16 protein-coding genes are annotated in these 18327 nt (G+C 61.5%); 3 read left to right on the top strand and 13 right to left on the bottom strand.

Translation table 11 applies throughout. The features are described 5' to 3' along the window. Positions 1 to 9: 9 nt before the first annotated feature. From K3758_RS17685 to glpD, 5 genes are read right to left on the bottom strand one after another with little or no spacing between them, the layout of a single operon-like run. Positions 10 to 897 carry a carbohydrate ABC transporter permease gene (locus tag K3758_RS17685; RefSeq protein WP_067628796.1) on the bottom strand — a complete coding sequence of 296 codons (888 nt, stop codon included), beginning with the start codon at positions 895 to 897 and terminating at the stop codon, positions 10 to 12. After that, entirely contained in the window at positions 897 to 1769 is an 873-nt protein-coding gene (locus K3758_RS17680; RefSeq protein WP_067628794.1) for a carbohydrate ABC transporter permease, read from the bottom strand. Before K3758_RS17680 ends, K3758_RS17685 begins: the two co-directional genes overlap by 1 nt. Then, the gene (locus K3758_RS17675; protein WP_259950332.1) at positions 1766 to 2851 is read right to left on the bottom strand and encodes an ABC transporter ATP-binding protein; all 1086 of its coding nucleotides are present in this window, start codon (positions 2849 to 2851) and stop codon (positions 1766 to 1768) included. Before K3758_RS17675 ends, K3758_RS17680 begins: the two co-directional genes overlap by 4 nt. Continuing rightward, positions 2851 to 3936 (bottom strand): ABC transporter ATP-binding protein, encoded by a 1086-nt coding sequence (locus K3758_RS17670; protein ID WP_259950331.1) that lies wholly within the window; start codon positions 3934 to 3936, stop codon positions 2851 to 2853. Before K3758_RS17670 ends, K3758_RS17675 begins: the two co-directional genes overlap by 1 nt. Before the next feature lie 13 nt (positions 3937 to 3949). Then, positions 3950 to 5563: a glycerol-3-phosphate dehydrogenase gene (gene glpD, locus K3758_RS17665; protein ID WP_259950330.1), complete on the bottom strand. Its 1614-nt coding sequence runs from the start codon at positions 5561 to 5563 to the stop codon at positions 3950 to 3952. Positions 5564 to 5759: 196 nt separating this feature from the next. Between glpD and K3758_RS17660 the strand changes: the two genes are divergently transcribed. After that, positions 5760 to 6527, top strand: a complete 768-nt coding sequence (locus K3758_RS17660) for a DeoR/GlpR family DNA-binding transcription regulator (RefSeq protein ID WP_067628842.1) — start codon at positions 5760 to 5762, stop codon at positions 6525 to 6527. Between the two features lie 9 nt (positions 6528 to 6536). On the opposite strand, the gene K3758_RS17655 is transcribed toward K3758_RS17660, so the two are convergent. From K3758_RS17655 to K3758_RS17645, 3 genes are all read right to left on the bottom strand, one after another. Further along, positions 6537 to 7940, bottom strand: coding sequence for a trehalose-6-phosphate synthase (locus K3758_RS17655; protein WP_259950329.1), 1404 nt, complete (start codon positions 7938 to 7940; stop codon positions 6537 to 6539). Positions 7941 to 8104: 164 nt separating this feature from the next. Beyond that, positions 8105 to 8701: an exopolysaccharide biosynthesis protein gene (locus K3758_RS17650; RefSeq protein WP_259950327.1), complete on the bottom strand. Its 597-nt coding sequence runs from the start codon at positions 8699 to 8701 to the stop codon at positions 8105 to 8107. A 93-nt stretch (positions 8702 to 8794) separates the two neighbouring features. After that, positions 8795 to 9769, bottom strand: coding sequence for a DNA topoisomerase IB (locus K3758_RS17645; protein WP_259950325.1), 975 nt, complete (start codon positions 9767 to 9769; stop codon positions 8795 to 8797). 238 nt (positions 9770 to 10007) lie between these two features. On the opposite strand from K3758_RS17645, the gene otsB reads away from it, so the two are divergent. Both otsB and K3758_RS17635 read left to right on the top strand, forming a co-directional pair. Next, positions 10008 to 10757, top strand: a complete 750-nt coding sequence (gene otsB, locus K3758_RS17640; protein WP_259950323.1) for a trehalose-phosphatase — start codon at positions 10008 to 10010, stop codon at positions 10755 to 10757. 45 nt (positions 10758 to 10802) lie between these two features. After that, the gene (locus K3758_RS17635; RefSeq protein ID WP_259950313.1) at positions 10803 to 12578 is read left to right on the top strand and encodes a glycoside hydrolase family 15 protein; all 1776 of its coding nucleotides are present in this window, start codon (positions 10803 to 10805) and stop codon (positions 12576 to 12578) included. Here K3758_RS17635 and K3758_RS17630 read toward each other — a convergent pair. The 5 genes from K3758_RS17630 to K3758_RS17610 form a co-directional block, all read right to left on the bottom strand. Beyond that, complete coding sequence (locus K3758_RS17630) at positions 12575 to 13177, bottom strand: LysE family translocator (protein WP_259950311.1); 603 nt, start codon at positions 13175 to 13177, stop codon at positions 12575 to 12577. The two genes, K3758_RS17635 and K3758_RS17630, sit on opposite strands and share 4 nt — an antisense overlap. Positions 13178 to 13304: 127 nt before the next feature. Then, entirely contained in the window at positions 13305 to 14849 is a 1545-nt protein-coding gene (locus tag K3758_RS17625; protein ID WP_259950309.1) for an indolepyruvate oxidoreductase subunit beta family protein, read from the bottom strand. Then, on the bottom strand, positions 14846 to 16996 hold the full coding sequence (locus K3758_RS17620) for an indolepyruvate ferredoxin oxidoreductase subunit alpha (protein WP_259950307.1): 2151 nt from the start codon (positions 16994 to 16996) through the stop codon (positions 14846 to 14848). The genes K3758_RS17625 and K3758_RS17620 overlap by 4 nt, the downstream gene beginning before the upstream one ends. A gap of 9 nt (positions 16997 to 17005) precedes the next feature. Continuing rightward, positions 17006 to 17437, bottom strand: a complete 432-nt coding sequence (locus K3758_RS17615; protein WP_120352448.1) for a MarR family winged helix-turn-helix transcriptional regulator — start codon at positions 17435 to 17437, stop codon at positions 17006 to 17008. 51 nt (positions 17438 to 17488) lie between these two features. Then, positions 17489 to 18262: a cyclase family protein gene (locus K3758_RS17610; RefSeq protein ID WP_409202635.1), complete on the bottom strand. Its 774-nt coding sequence runs from the start codon at positions 18260 to 18262 to the stop codon at positions 17489 to 17491. Positions 18263 to 18327: the final 65 nt, after the last annotated feature.

The following is an 18327-nucleotide window of genomic DNA, read 5'->3' as shown; positions in this document are numbered from 1 at the left end:
GGTCTCCCTTTATACGCGGCCGAGGGCAAAGCCCTTGGCGATGTAGTTGCGGACGAAATAGATCACCAAAGCGCCCGGTACGATTGTGAGCACCCCGGCGGCGGCCAGCACGCCCCAGTCGAGGCCCGAGGCCGAAACGGTGCGGGTCATGGTGGCGGCGATGGGTTTCGCGTCGACCGAAGTAAGTGTGCGCGACAGCAGCAGTTCGACCCATGAGAACATGAAGCAGAAAAACGCCGCGACACCGATGCCGGAGGCAATCAGCGGGGTGAAGATACGGATGAAGAAGCGCGGGAAAGAGTAGCCATCAAGGTAGGCCGTCTCGTCGATTTCCTTCGGCACGCCGCGCATGAAACCTTCGAGGATCCAGACCGCCAGCGGCACGTTGAACAGGCAATGCGCCAACGCCACGGCAATATGCGTGTCGAAGAGCCCGACCGAGGAATAAAGCTGGAAGAACGGCAGTGCGAAGACCGCCGGAGGGGCCATGCGGTTGGTCAGCAGCCAGAAGAACAGATGCTTGTCGCCCATAAAGCTGTAGCGCGAGAAGGCATAGGCCGCAGGCAGTGCCACAGCGAGCGAGATCACGGTGTTCAGCACAACATAGATCAGGCTGTTGACATAGCCCATATACCAGCTCGGATCGGTGAGGATCTTGGCATAGTTCGCCAGCGTCAAATCACGCGGGTAGAGCGAGAAGCTCCCCAAGATTTCTGCGTTGGTCTTCAGGCTCATGTTGATCAGCCAGTAGATCGGCAGCAGCAGGAAAAGCAGGTAGAGCGTCATCACCACTACAGACCCTTTGGGCCGAAAGCGGCTGCGCCGGGCGCGTTTGTCGGTGGTCACGTCACCCGGAATGGGCGCGGCACCGGGGGCTTGCACGGTTGTGTCGGTCATCACACACCATCCCTTTTGTCGAGGTTGACCATCACGGTGTAGAACACCCATGAAATCAACAGGATAACGAGGAAATACATCAGGCTGAACGCCGCTGCGGGGCCGAGGTCAAACTGGCCGATGGCCATTTTCACCAAGTCGATGCTGAGGAAGGTCGTGGCATTGCCCGGCCCGCCACCCGTCACGACGAACGGCTCTGTATAGATCATGAAACTGTCCATGAAGCGCAGCAGGATCGCGATCATCAGCACGCCTGCCATCTTGGGGAGTTCGATGTAGCGGAACACGGCCCAACGGCTGGCTTGGTCGATCTTGGCAGCCTGATAATAGGCGTCCGGAATGGATTGCAGACCGGCATAGGCCAAGAGCGCCACCAGCGAGGTCCAGTGCCAGACATCCATAACCACAACGGTAATCCAAGCGGCGGTGATGTCTTGGGTGTAGTTATAGGTGATGCCCAGCTTATCGAGCGTGTAGCCCAAAAGGCCAATGTCGACGCGGCCAAAGATCTGCCAGATGGTGCCGACCACGTTCCACGGGATCAGCAGCGGCAGCGACATGAGCACCAAACAAAAGCTGGCCCAGAAACCGTTTTTCGGCATGTTCAGCGCAACAAAGATGCCCAGCGGAATTTCGATCGCCAGAATGACACCCGAAAAGATCAATTGACGGCCCAGAGCATCCCACATCCGGTCGCTGTCGAGCATGTCGGAAAACCACTCAAGCCCGGCCCAGAAGAATTCATTCCGGCCAAAGGTGTCTTGCACCGAATAGTTCACCACGGTCATCAACGGGATCACAGCCGAAAAGGCCACGAGGATCAGAACCGGCAGGACAAGGAACCATGCCTTTTGGTTGACGGTCTTGTTCATGCGGCCTCTCCCTCTGCGCTGATGCGCCAATCGTCGGCATAGACATTGATGCCCGCCGGATCGAAACTGATCGCGGTGTTTTCACTCGGCACGGACGCGCCTTCCTCGGCGATGGCGCTGACCTGTTGACCTGCCACATCAAGGCGGATGATTTTGTGGCGGCCCACATCTTCGACGCGGGTTACCTTGGCAGGCAGGCCCAGCCCTTCGCCGTTAAGACGGATAAACTCGGGCCGGACGCCCAGCTGGGTTTTGCCGCCCTTGGGGGCGTAAGTTTTATTCAAGTTGATGCTTGTGCCTGCGACCTGCGCGGCATTGCCCGCGATCTGCGCATCAAACAGGTTCATCCCCGGCGAGCCGATGAAATAGCCCACGAAGGTGTGCGCGGGCCGCTCGAAGAGTTCCTGCGGCGTGCCGATCTGCACCACGCGACCATCGTACATCACCACGACCTTATCCGCGAAGGTCAGCGCCTCGGTCTGGTCATGGGTCACATAGATCATCGTGTGGCCGAATTCATGGTGCAGCGATTTCAACTGCGTGCGCAGCTCCCATTTCATATGCGGGTCGATCACGGTCAGCGGCTCATCGAACAACAGCGCGTTCACGTCTTCACGCACCATGCCGCGACCCAGCGAAATCTTCTGCTTGGCATCCGCCGTGAGGCCGCGCGCCTTGCGGTTCAGCTCGTCCTCCATGCCGATCATCTGCGCGATCTGCTGCACGCGCTCTGCAACATAGGAGGCATCCGCGCCCCGGTTGCGCAGCGGAAAGGCGAGATTGTCGCGCACCGTCATCGTGTCGTAGACCACCGGGAACTGGAACACCTGCGCGATGTTACGCTCGGCGGTGGGGGCGTGGGTCACGTCCACGTCGTTGAACAGAATGCGACCCTGCGAAGGCTGCAACAGCCCCGAGATGATATTGAGCAGCGTGGACTTCCCACAGCCCGAGGCGCCAAGCAGCGCATAGGCTTCGCCGTCGATCCAATCGTGGTTCAATTCCTTGAGGGCGAAATCATCCTCACTGCTCGGATTGGACAGATAGGAATGCGCAAGGTTATCAAGCGTGATCTTGGCCATTATGCCGCCTCCGCATAGGGCGCGGCAGAGACGAGCGCCCCGTTCGCGTCAAAGAGATAGATATGCGCTGGATCCAGATAGACCGGCAGCGGCTGGCCGGGTTGCAGATGCTGGATGCCATGCACCAGCCCGACCCATTTCGCGCCGTGATAGTCGAGGTGGATAAACGTCTCCGACCCCGTAATCTCGGTCACATTCAGCACCGCGTCAAAGCCGATCGCCTCAGCGCCCTGCGCGCTTAGCGTCAGGTGGTTGGGGCGGAAACCGGCGGTATATTCACCGTCTTTCAGGCTTGCCATCGTGGCAGGCGCGGGCATTTCACCGCCGTCAAACCGCAGCGTGTTGCCCGATTTGGTCATGCTCAGGAAGTTCATCGGCGGGTCGGAGAAGACCCGCGCCGTCGTGGCATTCTCAGGCCGACGGTAGACGCTTGGCGTCAGACCGAATTGCGTGACGCGGCCCTCCCAAAGCGTCGCGGTGTTGCCGCCCAAAAGCAGCGCCTCTTCCGGCTCTGTCGTGGCATAGACAAAGATCGACCCGGCGCGTTCAAAGATGCGCGGAATCTCGGCGCGGAGTTCTTCGCGCAGTTTGTAATCAAGGTTCGCCAGCGGCTCATCCAGCAGCACGAGACCTGCGTTTTTCACCAGCGCCCGCGCCAAGGCGCAGCGCTGTTGCTGGCCGCCCGAAAGTTCCAGCGGTTTGCGGTCAAGCATCGGGGTCAGTTGCATGAGTTCAGCCGTCTCGCGCACGGCGCGGTCGATCTCATCCTTCGACTTGCCCACCAGCTTCATCGGCGATGCGATGTTGTCGTAAACGGTCATCGAGGGGTAATTGATGAACTGCTGGTAGACCATCGCCACCTTGCGGTCTTGGACGCGCATCCCGGTGACATCCTCACCGTTCCAGATCACTTGGCCCGTGTTCGGCACATCCAGCCCGGCCATCAGCCGCATCAGCGAGGTCTTGCCCGCAGACGTAGGCCCCAAAAGCACGTTCATCGTGCCCTTTTCCAAGGTCAGGTCGGTCGGGTGGATATGCGTTTGACCGCCCACCGTTTTCGACACGTTTTTTAGGATCAAACTCACGTTCGTCCTCCCCTCATTCCGCTGCAGAGGCGGCTTGTTTCGCCGCGCGCATCTGCATCCATTCATCAAGACGCGCGATCTGCGCCTCATCCATTCGCAGGCCCAACTTGCTGCGGCGCCAAACGACGTCCTCTGCGCTGAGGGCATATTCCTTGTTCATCAGCCACGCGACCTCGCCCGCCGTGAGGGTCGCGCCGAAGTGCTCGCCCATATCCGCGAGCGTTTTCGCCTCGCCCATCATCGCCCATGCATCGGTACCATAGGCGCGGATCAGCCGTGCTGCCCAGCTTTCATCAAGAAAGTCATAATCCGCTTTCAACCGCGCGATCAACTGCGCGACACCGTCCACCGGGAAATCCCCACCGGGCAGCGCCACGCCAGCGGTCCAATGATCCGACAGCCCGCCGAAATGCGGGGCGATCAGATCCAGCGCGTCCTCGGCCAGTTTGCGGTATGTGGTGATCTTCCCGCCAAAGACATTGAGGATCGGCGCGCCGCCGGTTTCGTCCACCTTCAGCGTATAGTCCCGCGTGGCCGCAGTGGCGCTGCTGGCCCCGTCATCATAAAGCGGGCGCACGCCGGAGTAGGTCCAAACGATATCTTTACGGGTGATGTCCTGCTTGAGATAGCCATTCACGAAGTTGATCAGGTAATCCTGTTCTTCGGGGGTGCATTCCGGGGTGACGGATGGATCGGGGTGATCCGCATCCGTGGTGCCGATTAGCGTAAAATCCTGCTCATAGGGGATCGTGAAGATGATCCGCCCATCGGTGCCTTGGAAGAAATAGCATTTGTCGTGATCGTAGAGCCGCTTGGTCACGATATGGCTGCCGCGCACCAGCCGCACCCCTTCGGAGGAGTTCAGCCGCGCAGTGTTGTGGATGATGTCGCCCACCCATGGGCCGCCCGCGTTGACCAGCATTTTCGCGCGGATCACTTCGCGCTGGCCATCGGCGCCATGCTCCACCGTGACAGCCCACCCTTCGGCATGGCGGTCGGCCGAGATGACCTTGGTCCGGGTCATGATGCGTGCGCCGCGCAATTCCGCATCGCGGGCGTTCAGCACCACAAGGCGCGAATCTTCGATCCAGCAGTCGGAATACTCAAAGGCTTTCTCGAAGCGATCTTCCAGCGGTGCCCCTTCGGGCGTGCCGCGCAACGACAGGCTGCGGGTGGCGGGCAGGATCTCGCGACCACCGAGGTTGTCATAGAGAAACAGGCCCAATCGGATCAGCCACGCCGGGCGGCGGCCCCGCATCCAAGGCATGAACAGCCGGAGCAATTTGGAAGTCGGCGTGTCCCCCTCGAACCGCATGTCGCGGTGATAGGGCAGCACGAAACGCATCGGCCAAGAGATATGCGGCATCGCTTTCAGCAGCACTTCGCGTTCGGTCAGCGCGTGGCGCACGAGGCCGATCTCGAAATACTCAAGGTAGCGCAGCCCGCCGTGGAACAGTTTGGTCGAGGCCGAAGAGGTCGCGGAAGCCAGATCATTCATCTCGGCCAAGGTCACGCTCAGCCCCCGCCCTGCGGCGTCGCGCGCGATCCCGGCGCCGTTGATGCCCCCACCGATGACGAAAAGATCGACCGGGGCAGCGGGCACATGACTATCGGGCTGTTGGTTCAAAATCCGGCCCTCCCCCAGCTCAGACTGTCCAATTAGGGGCAGTGTTACGAAACGACTCTCATCTGCACAAGTTTTATTTTCGTTTATGTTCGTTTCGCCAGTATATCGAACATGCTAATCACAACTTGCTGCGCGATTGCTTGCGTTAGCCAAAACACTGGAGATAATGCGCCAACAGCAGGCAGGAGCGACACCCATTTCACAGACATTCCGCCATCCCGACATCCTTGAAATCGCCCGGCGCGAAGGCAAAGTCACCGTCGACGGGCTGGCCGAGCATTTTGGTGTGACCCATCAGACCATCCGCCGTGACCTTACGGAACTGGCCGATAGCGGTAAGCTTGAGCGGGTGCATGGCGGCGCGGTACTGCCTTCGGGGGCGAGCAACATCGGCTATGCAGAGCGGCGCAATCTGCACGAAGAGGCCAAGAATCGCATCGCCCGCGCCTGTGCCGAACATATTCCCGACGGCTGCTCGGTCTTTCTGAATATCGGCACCAGTACCGAGGCGGTGGCCCGCGCTCTGCTACATCACCGCGATCTGATGGTGGTGACGAACAACATGAATGTCGCCAATATTCTGGTCGACAATCCCGAATGCCGCATTGTGCTGACAGGCGGGGCGCTGCGCCGCATGGATGGTGGGCTGGTTGGCAATCTGACGATCGAAACGATCCGCCAGTTCAAGTTCGACATCGCGGTGATCGGCTGTTCTGCGATGGACGCGGATGGTGATCTGCTCGACTTCGATATCGAAGAAGTGGGGGTCAGCCAATGTATCATCGCGCAGTCGCGCAAGACCTTTTTGGTGACGGATCATTCCAAATTTAAACGCTCCGCCCCGGCGCGCATCGCGTCGGCGCGGGAGGTGGATATGTTCTTTACCGATCTGCCCCTGCCCGCCGGGCTTGCAGAGAAATGCAAGGGTTGGGAGACTGAAGTGATCTTTGCCCCCGATGCCTGACGCGCGCCGCTAGGCGTCCGTCCATTCCCGCGCGGCGGGTTTGGTCACCAGTGTCGGCAGGCAGGCTTGCAACGCTTCGACAAAGTTCTGGCTCCAGCGGTTCACATCCGTCGCCCGCACCTGCGCCATGCAACTGGCATGGCGGCGTTTGCGTTCCTCCAGCGGCAGGGCAAGCGCGGTTTTGAGCGCCTCGCTCATGTCCTCGATGTCGTACGGGTTGACCTGAATAGCATCTGTCAGGTCTTCGGCGGCGCCGGCCATATGCGACAGGATCAGCACGCCGGGGTCTTCGGGGTCTTGCGCCGCGACATATTCCTTGGCCACAAGGTTCATCCCATCGGCAAAGGGGGTGACGATCCCCACCCGCGCACGGCGGTAAAGCCGTGCTAAGAGATCGCGATCAAGGTTGCGGTGAATATAGCGCAGCGGGGTCCAATCGATCTCTCCATGTTCGCCGTTCACTCGGCCGACAAGCTCTTCCAATTCGTAGCGCAACTCACGGTAAGCGGCGACCTCTTCGCGGCTTGGCGGGGCGATCTGGACCATGCTCACCCGCCGCTCACGCTCGTCGCGGGTTTCCAGATAGCGGCCAAAGGCGCGGAAGCGGTTGGGCAGACCTTTGGAGTAGTCCAACCGGTCCACCCCGATCACGATGTCCCCCGCCATGTCATCGGCAAGCCGGTCCTGCGCGCTGCCGCCTTGGGCGGCCTGCACAAAGGTCTCTACATCGATCCCGATGGGGAACGACCGCAGCGCCACCGCCCGTGAGCCGCATTTGATCGTGCCGTTCATCAAAAACTCGGAATCCGTTTCGGCGCGGAACATTTCAAGGCAACGCGCTACGTCAGCGCGGGTTTGCAAGCCCACGAGGTCATAGTCCGCCAGCCAATGCGCCAGATTGGCCTCCCGCGGGAGGGCGCCCATATCGCCCAAGGCGGGGAAGGGAATATGCAGAAAAAACCCGATCTTACCCGCAAAGCCCAGCTTGCGCAGTTCTGTCGCAAGGGGAAAGAAGTGGTAATCGTGCACCCAGATCATATCGTCCGGCCGGGCTACTTTCATCACCTGCCGCGCAAGGCGCGCGTTAACGGCGCTGTAGCCCCGCTCGAACCCCCGGTCCAACTCCACCAGATCGCCGCGACGGTGACAGACCGGCCAAAGCACCGAGTTGGAAAAACCGAGGTAGAAATTCTTGTAGTCTTCGGGGCTAAGGCTGAAGCTCAGCCGGGTGTATTTGCCCTGATCGCCATATTCGCTCAGGCTCTCTGACGGGTTTTCGGTGGTTTCCGGGTGCGACCCGATCCAGATGCCGCCGATCTTGCGCAGGGTTTCGTGAAGCGCATAGACCAACCCACCGGAGGGGGCGGCCTCTGACGGGATGCGATTTGAGATTACAATTAATCTGCCAGCCATTTTATGCCTCGGGAACAATCGATTTTTGGCCGCCGAGCCTGCTAAGGCGGAACGCCGACCACCACTAACGGTTTAATGGTTTAGGTCGGTAAAGGTTCCCAGCTTGGTCGGCTTTGGTCAATTCTTTTGCAGGCGGAGCATGGCAAACCGCTGCGATTATTTTTTCAGCGCCCAAGAAAGAACCATGCACCCCCCACGGGAAGCAGGGACATCAAGACCATCGAAAAAATCACGACCCTGCCGTCGCGCATCAGATAGCCCGCCGCGAAAATGGCGATCATGGCCGAGGCGATAGAGCCGGAAGTGGGCACGATTTCCATGAACGGCATGAACATCGACAGGGCCATCACCATCAACAACGGCAGGTAAATCCACGGGCGGTGCAGGATGAAGGTCGACCGCTGATGCAAATATTGATCCACGAAATCCACCGGGCGGCGCAGCCAGCGCACCCCCGCACGCAGCTTCTTCGCAGCGATGTCGCGGCGCATGATAAAGCCCGGCAGCCACAGGCTCTCGCGGCCAAAGATCATCTGCACCACCAGAAACAAGACCACCAACCCGATAAACGCCGTAAAGCCGGGGATGCCGCTGGCCGGAGAGGTAGAGATCAGACTGAAGGTTAGGATCGTCGAAGCAAATGAATGTTTGCCCAGACAATCGATGATCTCTTCCACGGTAATCTGCCGATCCGCGCCGCCGGACAGATGCTCCATCTGGTCAAGGACACCGCTGAGGGTCGGCCCGCCTGTCTCGTTCATAAAATTTCAGTCCTTCTGAAGCCGAGCGATACCACTATTCATGTTAACAATGCCTGAGCGCGGTTAAAGTTCGCCCGTCTCGTCAATTCAGGGTCACGCGGTGCTGCGCAAAAAGGCCAGAAGCCCCCGTTCGGCTTGGGTCATATCGTCAAGATCAGGCGGGTCCGGCAGGTCTTGGGGGTTTTGGCAAAGGTCGATGACCTGCGGATGGATATAGCTGTTGCGTGCAATGGTGGGCGTGTTGTGCAGCCGTTGGGCCGCCGCTTCGGCCATGGCTTTGATGGTCGGTTTGTCGTCCTTTAGCGCCACATCAAAGGCCGCGACAGACCCGGCCCAAGTGCGAAAAGTCTTGGCGGAGAACCCTTCGGTCCCTGCGGCCTCGGCGATATAGTCATTCAGGGCCGAAGAAGTCAGCCTGCGCGGCTCCCCCTCTTCGTCGAGCCATGTCAGCAGGTCCGCGCCCGGCAGATCGCGGATTTTCTCCAAGGCGCGCATCAGGGTGCGGTTGGCGATCTGGCGGCGCACCCGCTTGCCTCCCTTCGCCATGAAGGATGCCTGCAATTTGCCGTCTTTCAAGACCAGATGCCGCCGCTTCAAGGTCAGCGTGCCATAGGTGCGGTTGGTCTTGGCATAGACTTGATTGCCGACGCGCAGCGACAGGCGGTCGATCATCGCCACGGCGGCGGCCAGTGCAAAGTCACGTTCGCCCAACTCTTCCTTGAGGTCTCGGCGCACGCGGCGGCGGATGCGCGGCAGGGTCTCGGCAAATTCGGGCAGGCTTGCGTATTTATCCTGCGCCTGCGCCTCGGACCAGAGCGGATGATAGCGGTACTGTTTGCGCCCCCGCGCATCGACCCCCGTCGCCTGTAGGTGACCGTTGACATGAGGGCTGATCCAGACCTGCTCATAGGCCGGGGGCACCGCCAGTTTTACCAGACGTTCGCGTTCGGCCTTGTCCTTGATGCAGCGGCCATCGGGCGCGTGATAGGAAAACCCCCGGCCGCAGCGCCGTCGCGCAATGCCGGGTTTGCTGTCGGGGTAGTACCTAAGCGTGGACGGTGCGGTCATCTGGGGTTCCGAATGTGTGATGCGGGGTCTTGCGGGGGCGCGCAGATTGCCCTTCGTCTAGGCAAACGCCGCTGCATTGGCTGGGTTCCCGCCCCGCAGGACGCGCATCTTTGCGCAGTTGCAGCATAAATCCTTTGATTTCGCTGCGCCGGCGCATAGGGTTCGTGAGAACGCCCGCGCACTGAAAATCCCAGTGCCCTTTAAATGCCAGTGCCCTGAAACGGATAGACCAGACCCTATGGATAGCACCACCTTGTCGCACAGCAATCTGCCGCCCGTGATCCCGCTTGAGCGCCATGCGTTTTTCCTTGATCTCGACGGCACGCTGGCCCCCATCGTCGACAACCCCGAAGACGCCTGCCTGCCGGAGGCGACGCGCCACCTGCTGACGCAACTTGTTGCGCAGACCAATGGGGCGGTGGCGGTGATCTCGGGCCGGGCGCTGGCGGATGTGGACCGCATCTTGGGCGCGCTGCGGCTGCCGGTCTCTGGCTCGCATGGGTTGGAGCTGCGGCTGAGCACCGCGGCGGATCACGCCCCAAAGCAGAGCGCAGGGATCCCCGCCCCCGTGATCGACCGGGTAGAGGAATTCGCCGTGCTGCATGGGGTGACGTCAGAACGCAAACCCGGCGCGATTGCGCTGCATTACCGCAAGGCCCCCGATCAGGGCGAGGCCTGCCGCGCCTTTGTCGATACGCTGGTTGGCGAAGACGCCAGCCTGCGCGGCCTGCATGGCAAGATGGTCAGCGAAGTCGCCCTGAAAGGTGTCGACAAGGGCGGCGCGGTGACGCGATTCATGGCCTCCCCCGCCTTTGCGGAGCGGCTGCCGGTGATGGTGGGCGACGACGTGACGGACGAAGACGGCTTTCGCGCGGCGCAGGCCATGGGTGGCTTTGGCATCAAGATCGGCCAAGGGCCAACCGACGCACAACATCACATCGCAGATGTGGCCGGCTTTGCCGATTGGCTGAAAGAAATTCTGCGCTGATCCGGCCCGCCCGGCAGACGCATTGAGAATAGAAAAGAGGGACTTATGGATCTGGGTGTCATCGGGAATTGCGCGGTTGCGGCGCTGGTCAGCCGCGAAGGGGCGATCAACTGGTTTTGCCTGCCACGGTTTGACGGCGATCCGGTCTTTCACAGTCTGATGGGCCACGGCGCGGGCGAAGAGGGCGACGGGGAATTTGCCGTCGAACTCGAAGACATGACCGAGAGCGAACAGAGCTATCTGCCAAATACCGCGATCCTGCGCACGGTCCTGCGCAGCGCCAAGGGCGCGGTTGAGATTGTTGATTTCTGCCCCCGTTTCACCGCCTATGGCCGCAGCTTTCGCCCCCAGACGTTGGTCCGGCAAATCCGCCGGATCGAAGGCTCGCCCCGCGTGCGCATGCATCTAAAACCGCGCTTTCAATGGGGAGAGGTGGCCCCCACGCTTACCCGCGGGTCGAACCATGTGCGCTTTGTCGGGCCTGAACAGAACATGCGTCTGACCACCGACGCGCCGATCGACCATGTGTTGGACGGGCGCATGATCAACCTTGAAGGGGAGATGACCTTCATCCTTGGCCCGGATGAGACGCTGTCGGACAGTCCTGAGCAGATCGGCACCACCTTTCGCACCAAGACCACGCGCTATTGGCAGCGCTGGACGCAGCGTTTGGCGATCCCCTTCGAGTGGCAGGAGGCCGTCATCCGCGCCGCGATCACGCTGAAACTCTGCAGCTATGAGGCCACGGGCGGTGTCATCGCCGCGATCACCACCTCGCTGCCCGAAGCGCCGGATTCGGGGCGCAACTGGGATTACCGCTATTGCTGGGTCCGCGATGCGTTTTTCACCGTGCGCGCGCTCAACAGCCTCGCCGCGACCCGCACGTTGGAGCATTATTTCCAATGGCTGATGAATGCCGTGGCGGATGCCGAAGGCGGACATATCCAGCCCGTGCTGGGGCTGGGGCTTGAGACGGCGCTGACCGAACGTATCTCACCCAGCTTGCAAGGCTTCCGCGGCATGGGGCCGGTGCGGATCGGCAATCAGGCGCATGAGCATTTCCAGCACGACACCTATGGCAATATCATCCTCGGTGCAGCGCCCGCGTTTTTTGATCACCGCCTGCCGATGAACACCGGGCGCACGGCCTTTGAACAGCTAGAGCCCTTGGGCGAGCAGGCGTGGGAGTTGCACGACGAACCTGATGCCGGGATTTGGGAGCTGCGCAGCCGCGCCCGCATTCACACGTCTTCGTCGCTGATGTGCTGGGCTGCCTGCGACCGTTTGGCCAAGATCGCGCGCCATTTGAAATTGGACGACCGCGCCGCCCTCTGGGCCGAGCGCGCCGAGGTGATCCGCGACAAGATTCTCGACAACGCTTGGTCAGAAGACCGCGGCGCCTTTGTCGAAAGCTTTGGCGGCAGCACCTTGGACGCCAGTGTCTTGCTGATGGGAGAGGTCGGTTTCCTGCCGCCGAAAGACCCGCGGTTCATCGCCACGGTCGAGCGTCTGTCCGAAGTTCTGGGCCGCGGCCCCTTCATGCTGCGCTACGAAGAGGCGGATGATTTCGGCGTGCCCGAGGTCGGCTTTAACGTCTGCGCCTTCTGGCGGATCGACGCGCTGGCGCGGATTGGCCGCGAAGAGGAAGCCCGCAAGCTGTTCGAAGAACTGTTGGAAGCCCGCAACCACCTTGGCCTGATGTCCGAAGACACCGCCTTTGCCACCGGCGAGGGCTGGGGCAACTTCCCGCAGACCTATTCCATGGTCGGCATCATCAATGGCGCGATGCGCCTGTCGCGGCGGTGGGAAGCCGAGCTTTAACGCGCGAACAGCAGGCGCAGCCCCAAAAGCCCCAGCACCGCTGAGGCCACCCGGTCAAAGTAGACCTTCGCGCGCAGGTAGCCTTGGCTCACTGCCGGGCGGCTCATGCCGAAGGCCAAAGTGGTGTAAAAGGCGACTTCGATGATCAGGTGGTTGGCGACGATCAAAAGGTTCTCGCTCAGGCGCATCCCCTCGGGGAAGATGACCACCAGAACCGCCGCGGCGAAAAGCACCGATTTGGGGTTCAGGATGTTGATCATCAGCCCCTGCCGAAAGGCATGGTGGGCGGGGATCACCGTGGTTGCCACGGGCGTCCGCGCCCCGCGCCACATGCCAAAGGCCACATAAAGCAGATAGACTGCGCCCAGGGTTTTCACGACGGCATAGGCCCATGGGAAAGCGAGGAACACCGCCTCCAACCCCAAGAGCGCGGCGAGGGTCCAGAACGATGCCACGAGGCCAAGCCCGAGCCCCACGGCAACACCCGCCTGCCGCCCCGAACTCAGCGTGGTTTTCAGCGCGATCAGAAAGGCCGGGCCGGGGCTGAGGATCGACGCGATGAGCGCGATGTTAAAGGCGATGAGATGCGACAGTTCCATGGCCGATGCCCCCTTTGTGCGTTCCCAGCTATGCGGGGCTGTGGCACCCGGTCAACTGAGATTGCATGACCCAGCCCCGTCGGGAAGTTGATCCGCCCCACATCTGCCCAGAAAACGGGCACCGCCCCTAGACGAAAGACCGAACCGTCGCGATGGCCCCGTCGAGCGCCTTTCCTTCGGTATCTTGCAATGCCGCCTCACGCAGACGCGCGATCCATTGCGCCGCGTCCTTTCGCCCGCGCAGCAGCGCGGCGGCATCCATCACCTTGTCGAACTTGCCCAAACCCCGCGCATGGGTGTCGGAATAGCCTTTGATGAGCCGTCGGCATTTCACCAGTTCAACCGCCGAGTCGTAATCGGCCTCAACCTCCGCCAAACAGCGCGACAGCCAACTGTCGAGATGGGCGACTTCGATGGCATGGCGGTGGGTTTTCAAACGATACCCTTTGAGCCCGCCCAGAACATGCAGCATGAGAAACGCAGGCAGCCGGTCGGTGCGCAGGCGGCGGCCCTTGTCGAACCAGCGGTTCAGCCGCGCCATCCACTTCTCGCTCGCCTCTACCTTTGCGCCAAGACGGGCAGGCATCAGGCCCGCGATTTCGTCGGCGCGGGGGTGGAAGTATTCGGTCAGCTGCATCAGGTTGGCATCGCCCGCCCGCATCTCTTGCCGGATATGCGCAAAGCGCGGCGCGCGGGTTTTCAGGTCCGCCACCCGAATAACGTCATCATAGGCCATGGCGTTGGCAATATATTTCGCCGCAGCCGCCGAGAGCCGCCAGTCCTGCGCGGCGCTGTCACGGGCCAACACGGTATAGAGCCGATCAAGATAGAGCGTGCCATAGGCGCAGTCTTGGTAGTTTACGACCTTGGCAAGCCCCGCGAAAGCCAGATCATGGACCGCTTCGGGCAGCGCATCGGCGCGGGTGACCAGCGCGTCCCACTGACTTTGCAGCGCGTCAGGCCCCGCAAGACGGAATGCGGTTTCGGGGTCTTCCACAGGGGCCGGGGCGGCGTTGGGCAAACGGCCCTGCGCTGCGTCAAAGCCCACGGCGAAGGCACGCAACGAGGGCTCCACCCCCTTGCCCCCGGCGCGGATCGCATTCTCATAGGCCTCTCGGCGGAACGGCAGCGCGCCAGACCCGGCCAAAGCACCAAAGAGCGAGGCCGAGATAACAGAGCCCGCGCCCACGGCCAGCCCCTCCATGTCTTCGAGCACCAGTTTCTGCGCCGCGATCTCAGCCGCCGCGCGCACTTCATCGGCATTGGCAATGCCATCGCCGGGGGCCATCTTCTCGCTCACCGCAAGGGCGCGGTGGGTCGAGCCGATCAGCGTGGTGCGGTCGGGTGTCACGAAACCGCGCATCACGGCGCGGCCAACCTCCATCATCTCAGCCGCGATCAACACGTCGACATCGCCCGCCGCAGGGGCGAGGGCAAAGACCGGCTCCAACGCGCTTTTCGGGGCCATTTCGACGTAATAGATCGTGGCCCCGGTGCGCTGCGCCACGCCGGCGACCGAGGTCGCCTGACAGACATAGCCTTCGGCCCGGGCCATGGATTCGATCCACCCGGTCAAGACCCCACCGCCCTGCCCGCCCACGGCCATGACCGCGAGCTTGGTGATTTCGCCGACACGCGCGTCGGGTGTCTTTTGCGGCAGAACCAAATTCACGTCGTCACTCCTTCGCTGCGCAGCCGCTTGGCGTCGCGCCGTCTTTGCAGCCAAGCGATGATCTGGCTGGACTTATCGGCACGCCACCGCTCAAACCGCGTCGGATTGTGCACCACATCCGCTTGGTAAAACGACGGGCAAAGCACCGCCGTATCGGCCACTTCGCCGCAATTGCCGCAGCCCACACAGGTCTGATCGATATGCGCCACCGGATCGTCGCGCAGCGGATCGTCGAGCCGTTTGAGCGACAGCGACGGGCAGCCCGAGAGCCGGATACAGGCATGATCCCCGGTGCAGACATCCGCATCGACGCCAAAGCGCGGCACCTCCATGCGGCGACCTTCCTTGATCGCCTTGTTGCGCAGGGGCTTTTCGCGGCGCTGCTTGTTGAGCATACATTCCGAAGAGGCCACGATGACCTTCGGCCCCTTATAATCGGTGGTCAGCGCCTCGCGCAGCACCTCGCGCAGCTTGCCCACGTCATAGGTCCGGTCGATCTGGCGCACCCATTCGACGCCCACGCCTTTGAGCGCCTTAGAGATCGGATTGTTGGTTGATTTCGTGTCGTTATGCGCCCGCGAGGACATCACGTCCTGCCCGCCCGTGGCGGCGGAATAGTAGTTGTCGACGATCACCGCGACGCTGTCGGATTTGTTGAACACCATGTTCCCGATTGAGGTCGAAAGCCCGTTGTGCCAGAACCCGCCATCGCCCAAGATCGAGATCACCCGCTTGTCGCCGCCTCCGTCGAAGGCCGCGTTGGAAGCGGGGCCAAGGCCATAGCCCATGGTCGAGCCGCCGATCTCAAAGGGCGGCAGGCACCCGAAAAGGTGGCAGCCGATATCGCCGGTGATCTGGTGCTTGCCTAGTTCTTGTTCGGTCAGCTTCATCGCAGCAAAAATCGGGCGTTCGGGGCAGCCAGTGCAAAAACCCGGCGGGCGGATCGGCACGGTGTCTGACAGATCGGGGATCGCGGGCGCTTCGGCATTGGGGGCGCGTACGGCACCGGGGAGCATTTCGGGCGCGGCGATCTTGAGGAAAGCAGTCATCCCATCAAGCAGCACCTGCCCGGTGTATTCGCCCGCCATCGGCAGCACGTCCTTGCCGTGCAGCTTCACCTTGCGTTCGAGCCTGTAGAGGTAGGAGCCGAGTTGCTGTTCGATGTGATCGGGCTGGCCCTCCTCGACCACCAGAACATGCTCTTTGCCCGCGCAGAATTCGTCGAACTCGTCCCGCAAAAGCGGATAGGTGACGTTCAGCACATAAAGCGGCACTTCGGTCTGACCGTGGATATCGGCAAGCCCCAGCCGTTGCAGCGCACGGATCACCGAATTGTACATGCCGCCTTGCACCACGACGCCCAAGGGCGCTTTCTCGGGGCCAAAGAACTCATTCAACCCATTGTCGCGGATGAACTTTTCCGCGGCGGGCCAGCGGTTTTCGATCTTGTCCTGCTCATGCAGATAAGACATCGGCGGCAGCACCACGCGGTTGAAGTCCGAGCGCGGGTTGGCGGCGGCTTCGGCCACGGTCAGCGGTGGGCGCTGGTTGTCGCGCGTCTCAAAACTGCCCGTCACATGGCAAGACCGGATGCGGACCATCAGCATGACGGGCGTGTTGCTCGCCTCCGACAGTTCAAACCCGTCTTTGACCGCCTTGGTGATACAGGGCAGGTTGGGGCGCGGATCGAGCATCCAGAACTGTGATTTCATCGCGAAACCATGGCTGCGCTCCTGCATGATCGAAGAGCCCTCGCCATAGTCTTCGCCCACGATCACCAGCGCACCGCCCGTCACGCCGGAGGAACTGAGGTTCGCCAGCGCGTCCGAGGCCACATTCACCCCCACCGGCCCTTTGAAGGTCACCGCCCCGCGAATGGGGTAGTGCACCGAAGCCGCCAGCATCGCCGCCGCTGCGGCCTCCGATGCGTTCGCCTCAAACCGCACGCCAAGCTCACCCATAAGCTCTTCGGCATCGGCCAACACGTCCATCAGATGCGAGATCGGCGCGCCCTGATAACCGCCCACATAGCCGACCCCGTTTTCCAACAGCGCCTTGGTAATCGCGAGGATACCCTCCCCCGTGAAGACGTCGCCATCCCCTTTGCGCAGGTGCTCCACCTCTGCCTTGAACGAACGTTCGGCCATTGGACCCTCTTAAAAATCGTGTTTTCGGATATTGCGCAGCATGGTGCGCAGCGTGGCCACAAAGGCCTCTTTCTCGGCCGCGCCGATGCCTTTGAACATCGCGTCATAGGCCTCTGCCATATGCGGCCAAAGCCTTGCATAGGCCTCTTGTCCCTTGTCGGTCAGATAAACGCGCGTGGCACGGCTGTCAGCCGCATCGGTCTCGCGCCGCACCAACCCGTCGCGCACCAGCGCGTCGAGCGCGCGGCTCAGCGTGGATTGCTGCACCACGGCATAGACGGCCAATTCGCGGATCAGGATGCCGTCGGTCACCGACAGCACGGCGAGAGAGCGCATTTGCGGCGTGGTCAGCCCAAGCGCGGCCATCTCCGCCGACAGGGCGGCGTTATACCGCCCCATGATCCGGTTCATCAAATAGGGCGCGAAATTATCGAGGCCCATCTGATCCAGCGGCGTATTCCCCGCCTCGGAAGGTGATGTATCTGCCACCGGTCAGCCCTTCGGCACCAGCGCCAGCGCCCGAATGGGGCTGCCGGTACCGTTCTTGATCTTCAGCGGTGCCGCAATCAGGATCGCGCCCTTGGGCGGCAGCTTGTCGAGGTTGGCAAGGCTGGCAAGACCGAAACAATTGTTCTTATGCAGCAGGTTATGCGCAGGATACGGCGGCTCCATTCCACCGGCTTGGCCCGCATCGGTGCCGATGCACTGGGTGCCCCAGCCGACAATCTTTTTGTCCATCAGGTATTCGATCGCATCCGGGGTCGGCCCGGGGCTGTGGGGGCCCGCCTCATCCGCATTGAGAAAACGCGCTTCGTCATCGACGCGGGCGTCCCAATCAGTGCGCATGACGACCCATTCGCCCTTACCGATCTCACCATATTCCGCTTCCCATTCCTTAATGCCCTTGGCGTCGAGCAGAAAGTCCGGGTCTTCTTGAGATTGCTGCGAACAGTCGATCACATTCACCGGCGCAACGAGGCGCTGCACGTCGAGCGTATCGGTGAACCCGTCGTCGTAATCCTTGCCGGTGATCCAGTGGTGCGGCGCATCGAAATGCGTGCCGGAATGCTCTCCCAGCACCATCCAGTTCCATGCAAAGAACGGGCCATCCTCGTCATATTCGCTGATCTTGTGAATCTCGACCTTCGGTGTCGGCTTGGCAAAGTCGGCTGGCAGTTGCAGGATCGGCGTATCCGGCCCCAAAACGCCCGAACAATCCACCACTTCGACCCCGCCAGAGACGAGCATCGCCCCAAAATCACGCATTAAATCCGTAGCACTCATTTCAAACATTCTCCCTCAAATGGCGCACCCACTCCCGATGCGTTGGC

Origin of the sequence: Sulfitobacter sp. W002 (assembly GCF_025142135.1) — a bacterium.
Taxonomy (GTDB): domain Bacteria; phylum Pseudomonadota; class Alphaproteobacteria; order Rhodobacterales; family Rhodobacteraceae; genus Sulfitobacter; species Sulfitobacter profundi.
This window is presented reverse-complemented; position numbering and strand designations above follow the sequence as displayed.

Bases quoted from the DNA above. Each gene is read 5' to 3' on its own strand.
- K3758_RS17685 (WP_067628796.1), bottom strand. From the start codon at position 897: ATGACCGACACAACCGTGCAAGCCCCCGGTGCCGCGCCCATTCCGGGT.
- K3758_RS17680 (WP_067628794.1), bottom strand. From the start codon at position 1,769: ATGAACAAGACCGTCAACCAAAAGGCATGGTTCCTTGTCCTGCCGGTT.
- K3758_RS17675 (WP_259950332.1), bottom strand. From the start codon at position 2,851: ATGGCCAAGATCACGCTTGATAACCTTGCGCATTCCTATCTGTCCAAT.
- K3758_RS17655 (WP_259950329.1), bottom strand. From the start codon at position 7,940: ATGGCTGGCAGATTAATTGTAATCTCAAATCGCATCCCGTCAGAGGCC.
- K3758_RS17650 (WP_259950327.1), bottom strand. From the start codon at position 8,701: ATGAACGAGACAGGCGGGCCGACCCTCAGCGGTGTCCTTGACCAGATG.
- K3758_RS17645 (WP_259950325.1), bottom strand. From the start codon at position 9,769: ATGACCGCACCGTCCACGCTTAGGTACTACCCCGACAGCAAACCCGGC.
- otsB (WP_259950323.1), top strand. From the start codon at position 10,008: ATGGATAGCACCACCTTGTCGCACAGCAATCTGCCGCCCGTGATCCCG.
- K3758_RS17635 (WP_259950313.1), top strand. From the start codon at position 10,803: ATGGATCTGGGTGTCATCGGGAATTGCGCGGTTGCGGCGCTGGTCAGC.
- K3758_RS17630 (WP_259950311.1), bottom strand. From the start codon at position 13,177: ATGGAACTGTCGCATCTCATCGCCTTTAACATCGCGCTCATCGCGTCG.
- K3758_RS17620 (WP_259950307.1), bottom strand. From the start codon at position 16,996: ATGGCCGAACGTTCGTTCAAGGCAGAGGTGGAGCACCTGCGCAAAGGG.
- K3758_RS17615 (WP_120352448.1), bottom strand. From the start codon at position 17,437: ATGGGCCTCGATAATTTCGCGCCCTATTTGATGAACCGGATCATGGGG.
- K3758_RS17610 (WP_409202635.1), bottom strand. From the start codon at position 18,262: ATGCGTGATTTTGGGGCGATGCTCGTCTCTGGCGGGGTCGAAGTGGTG.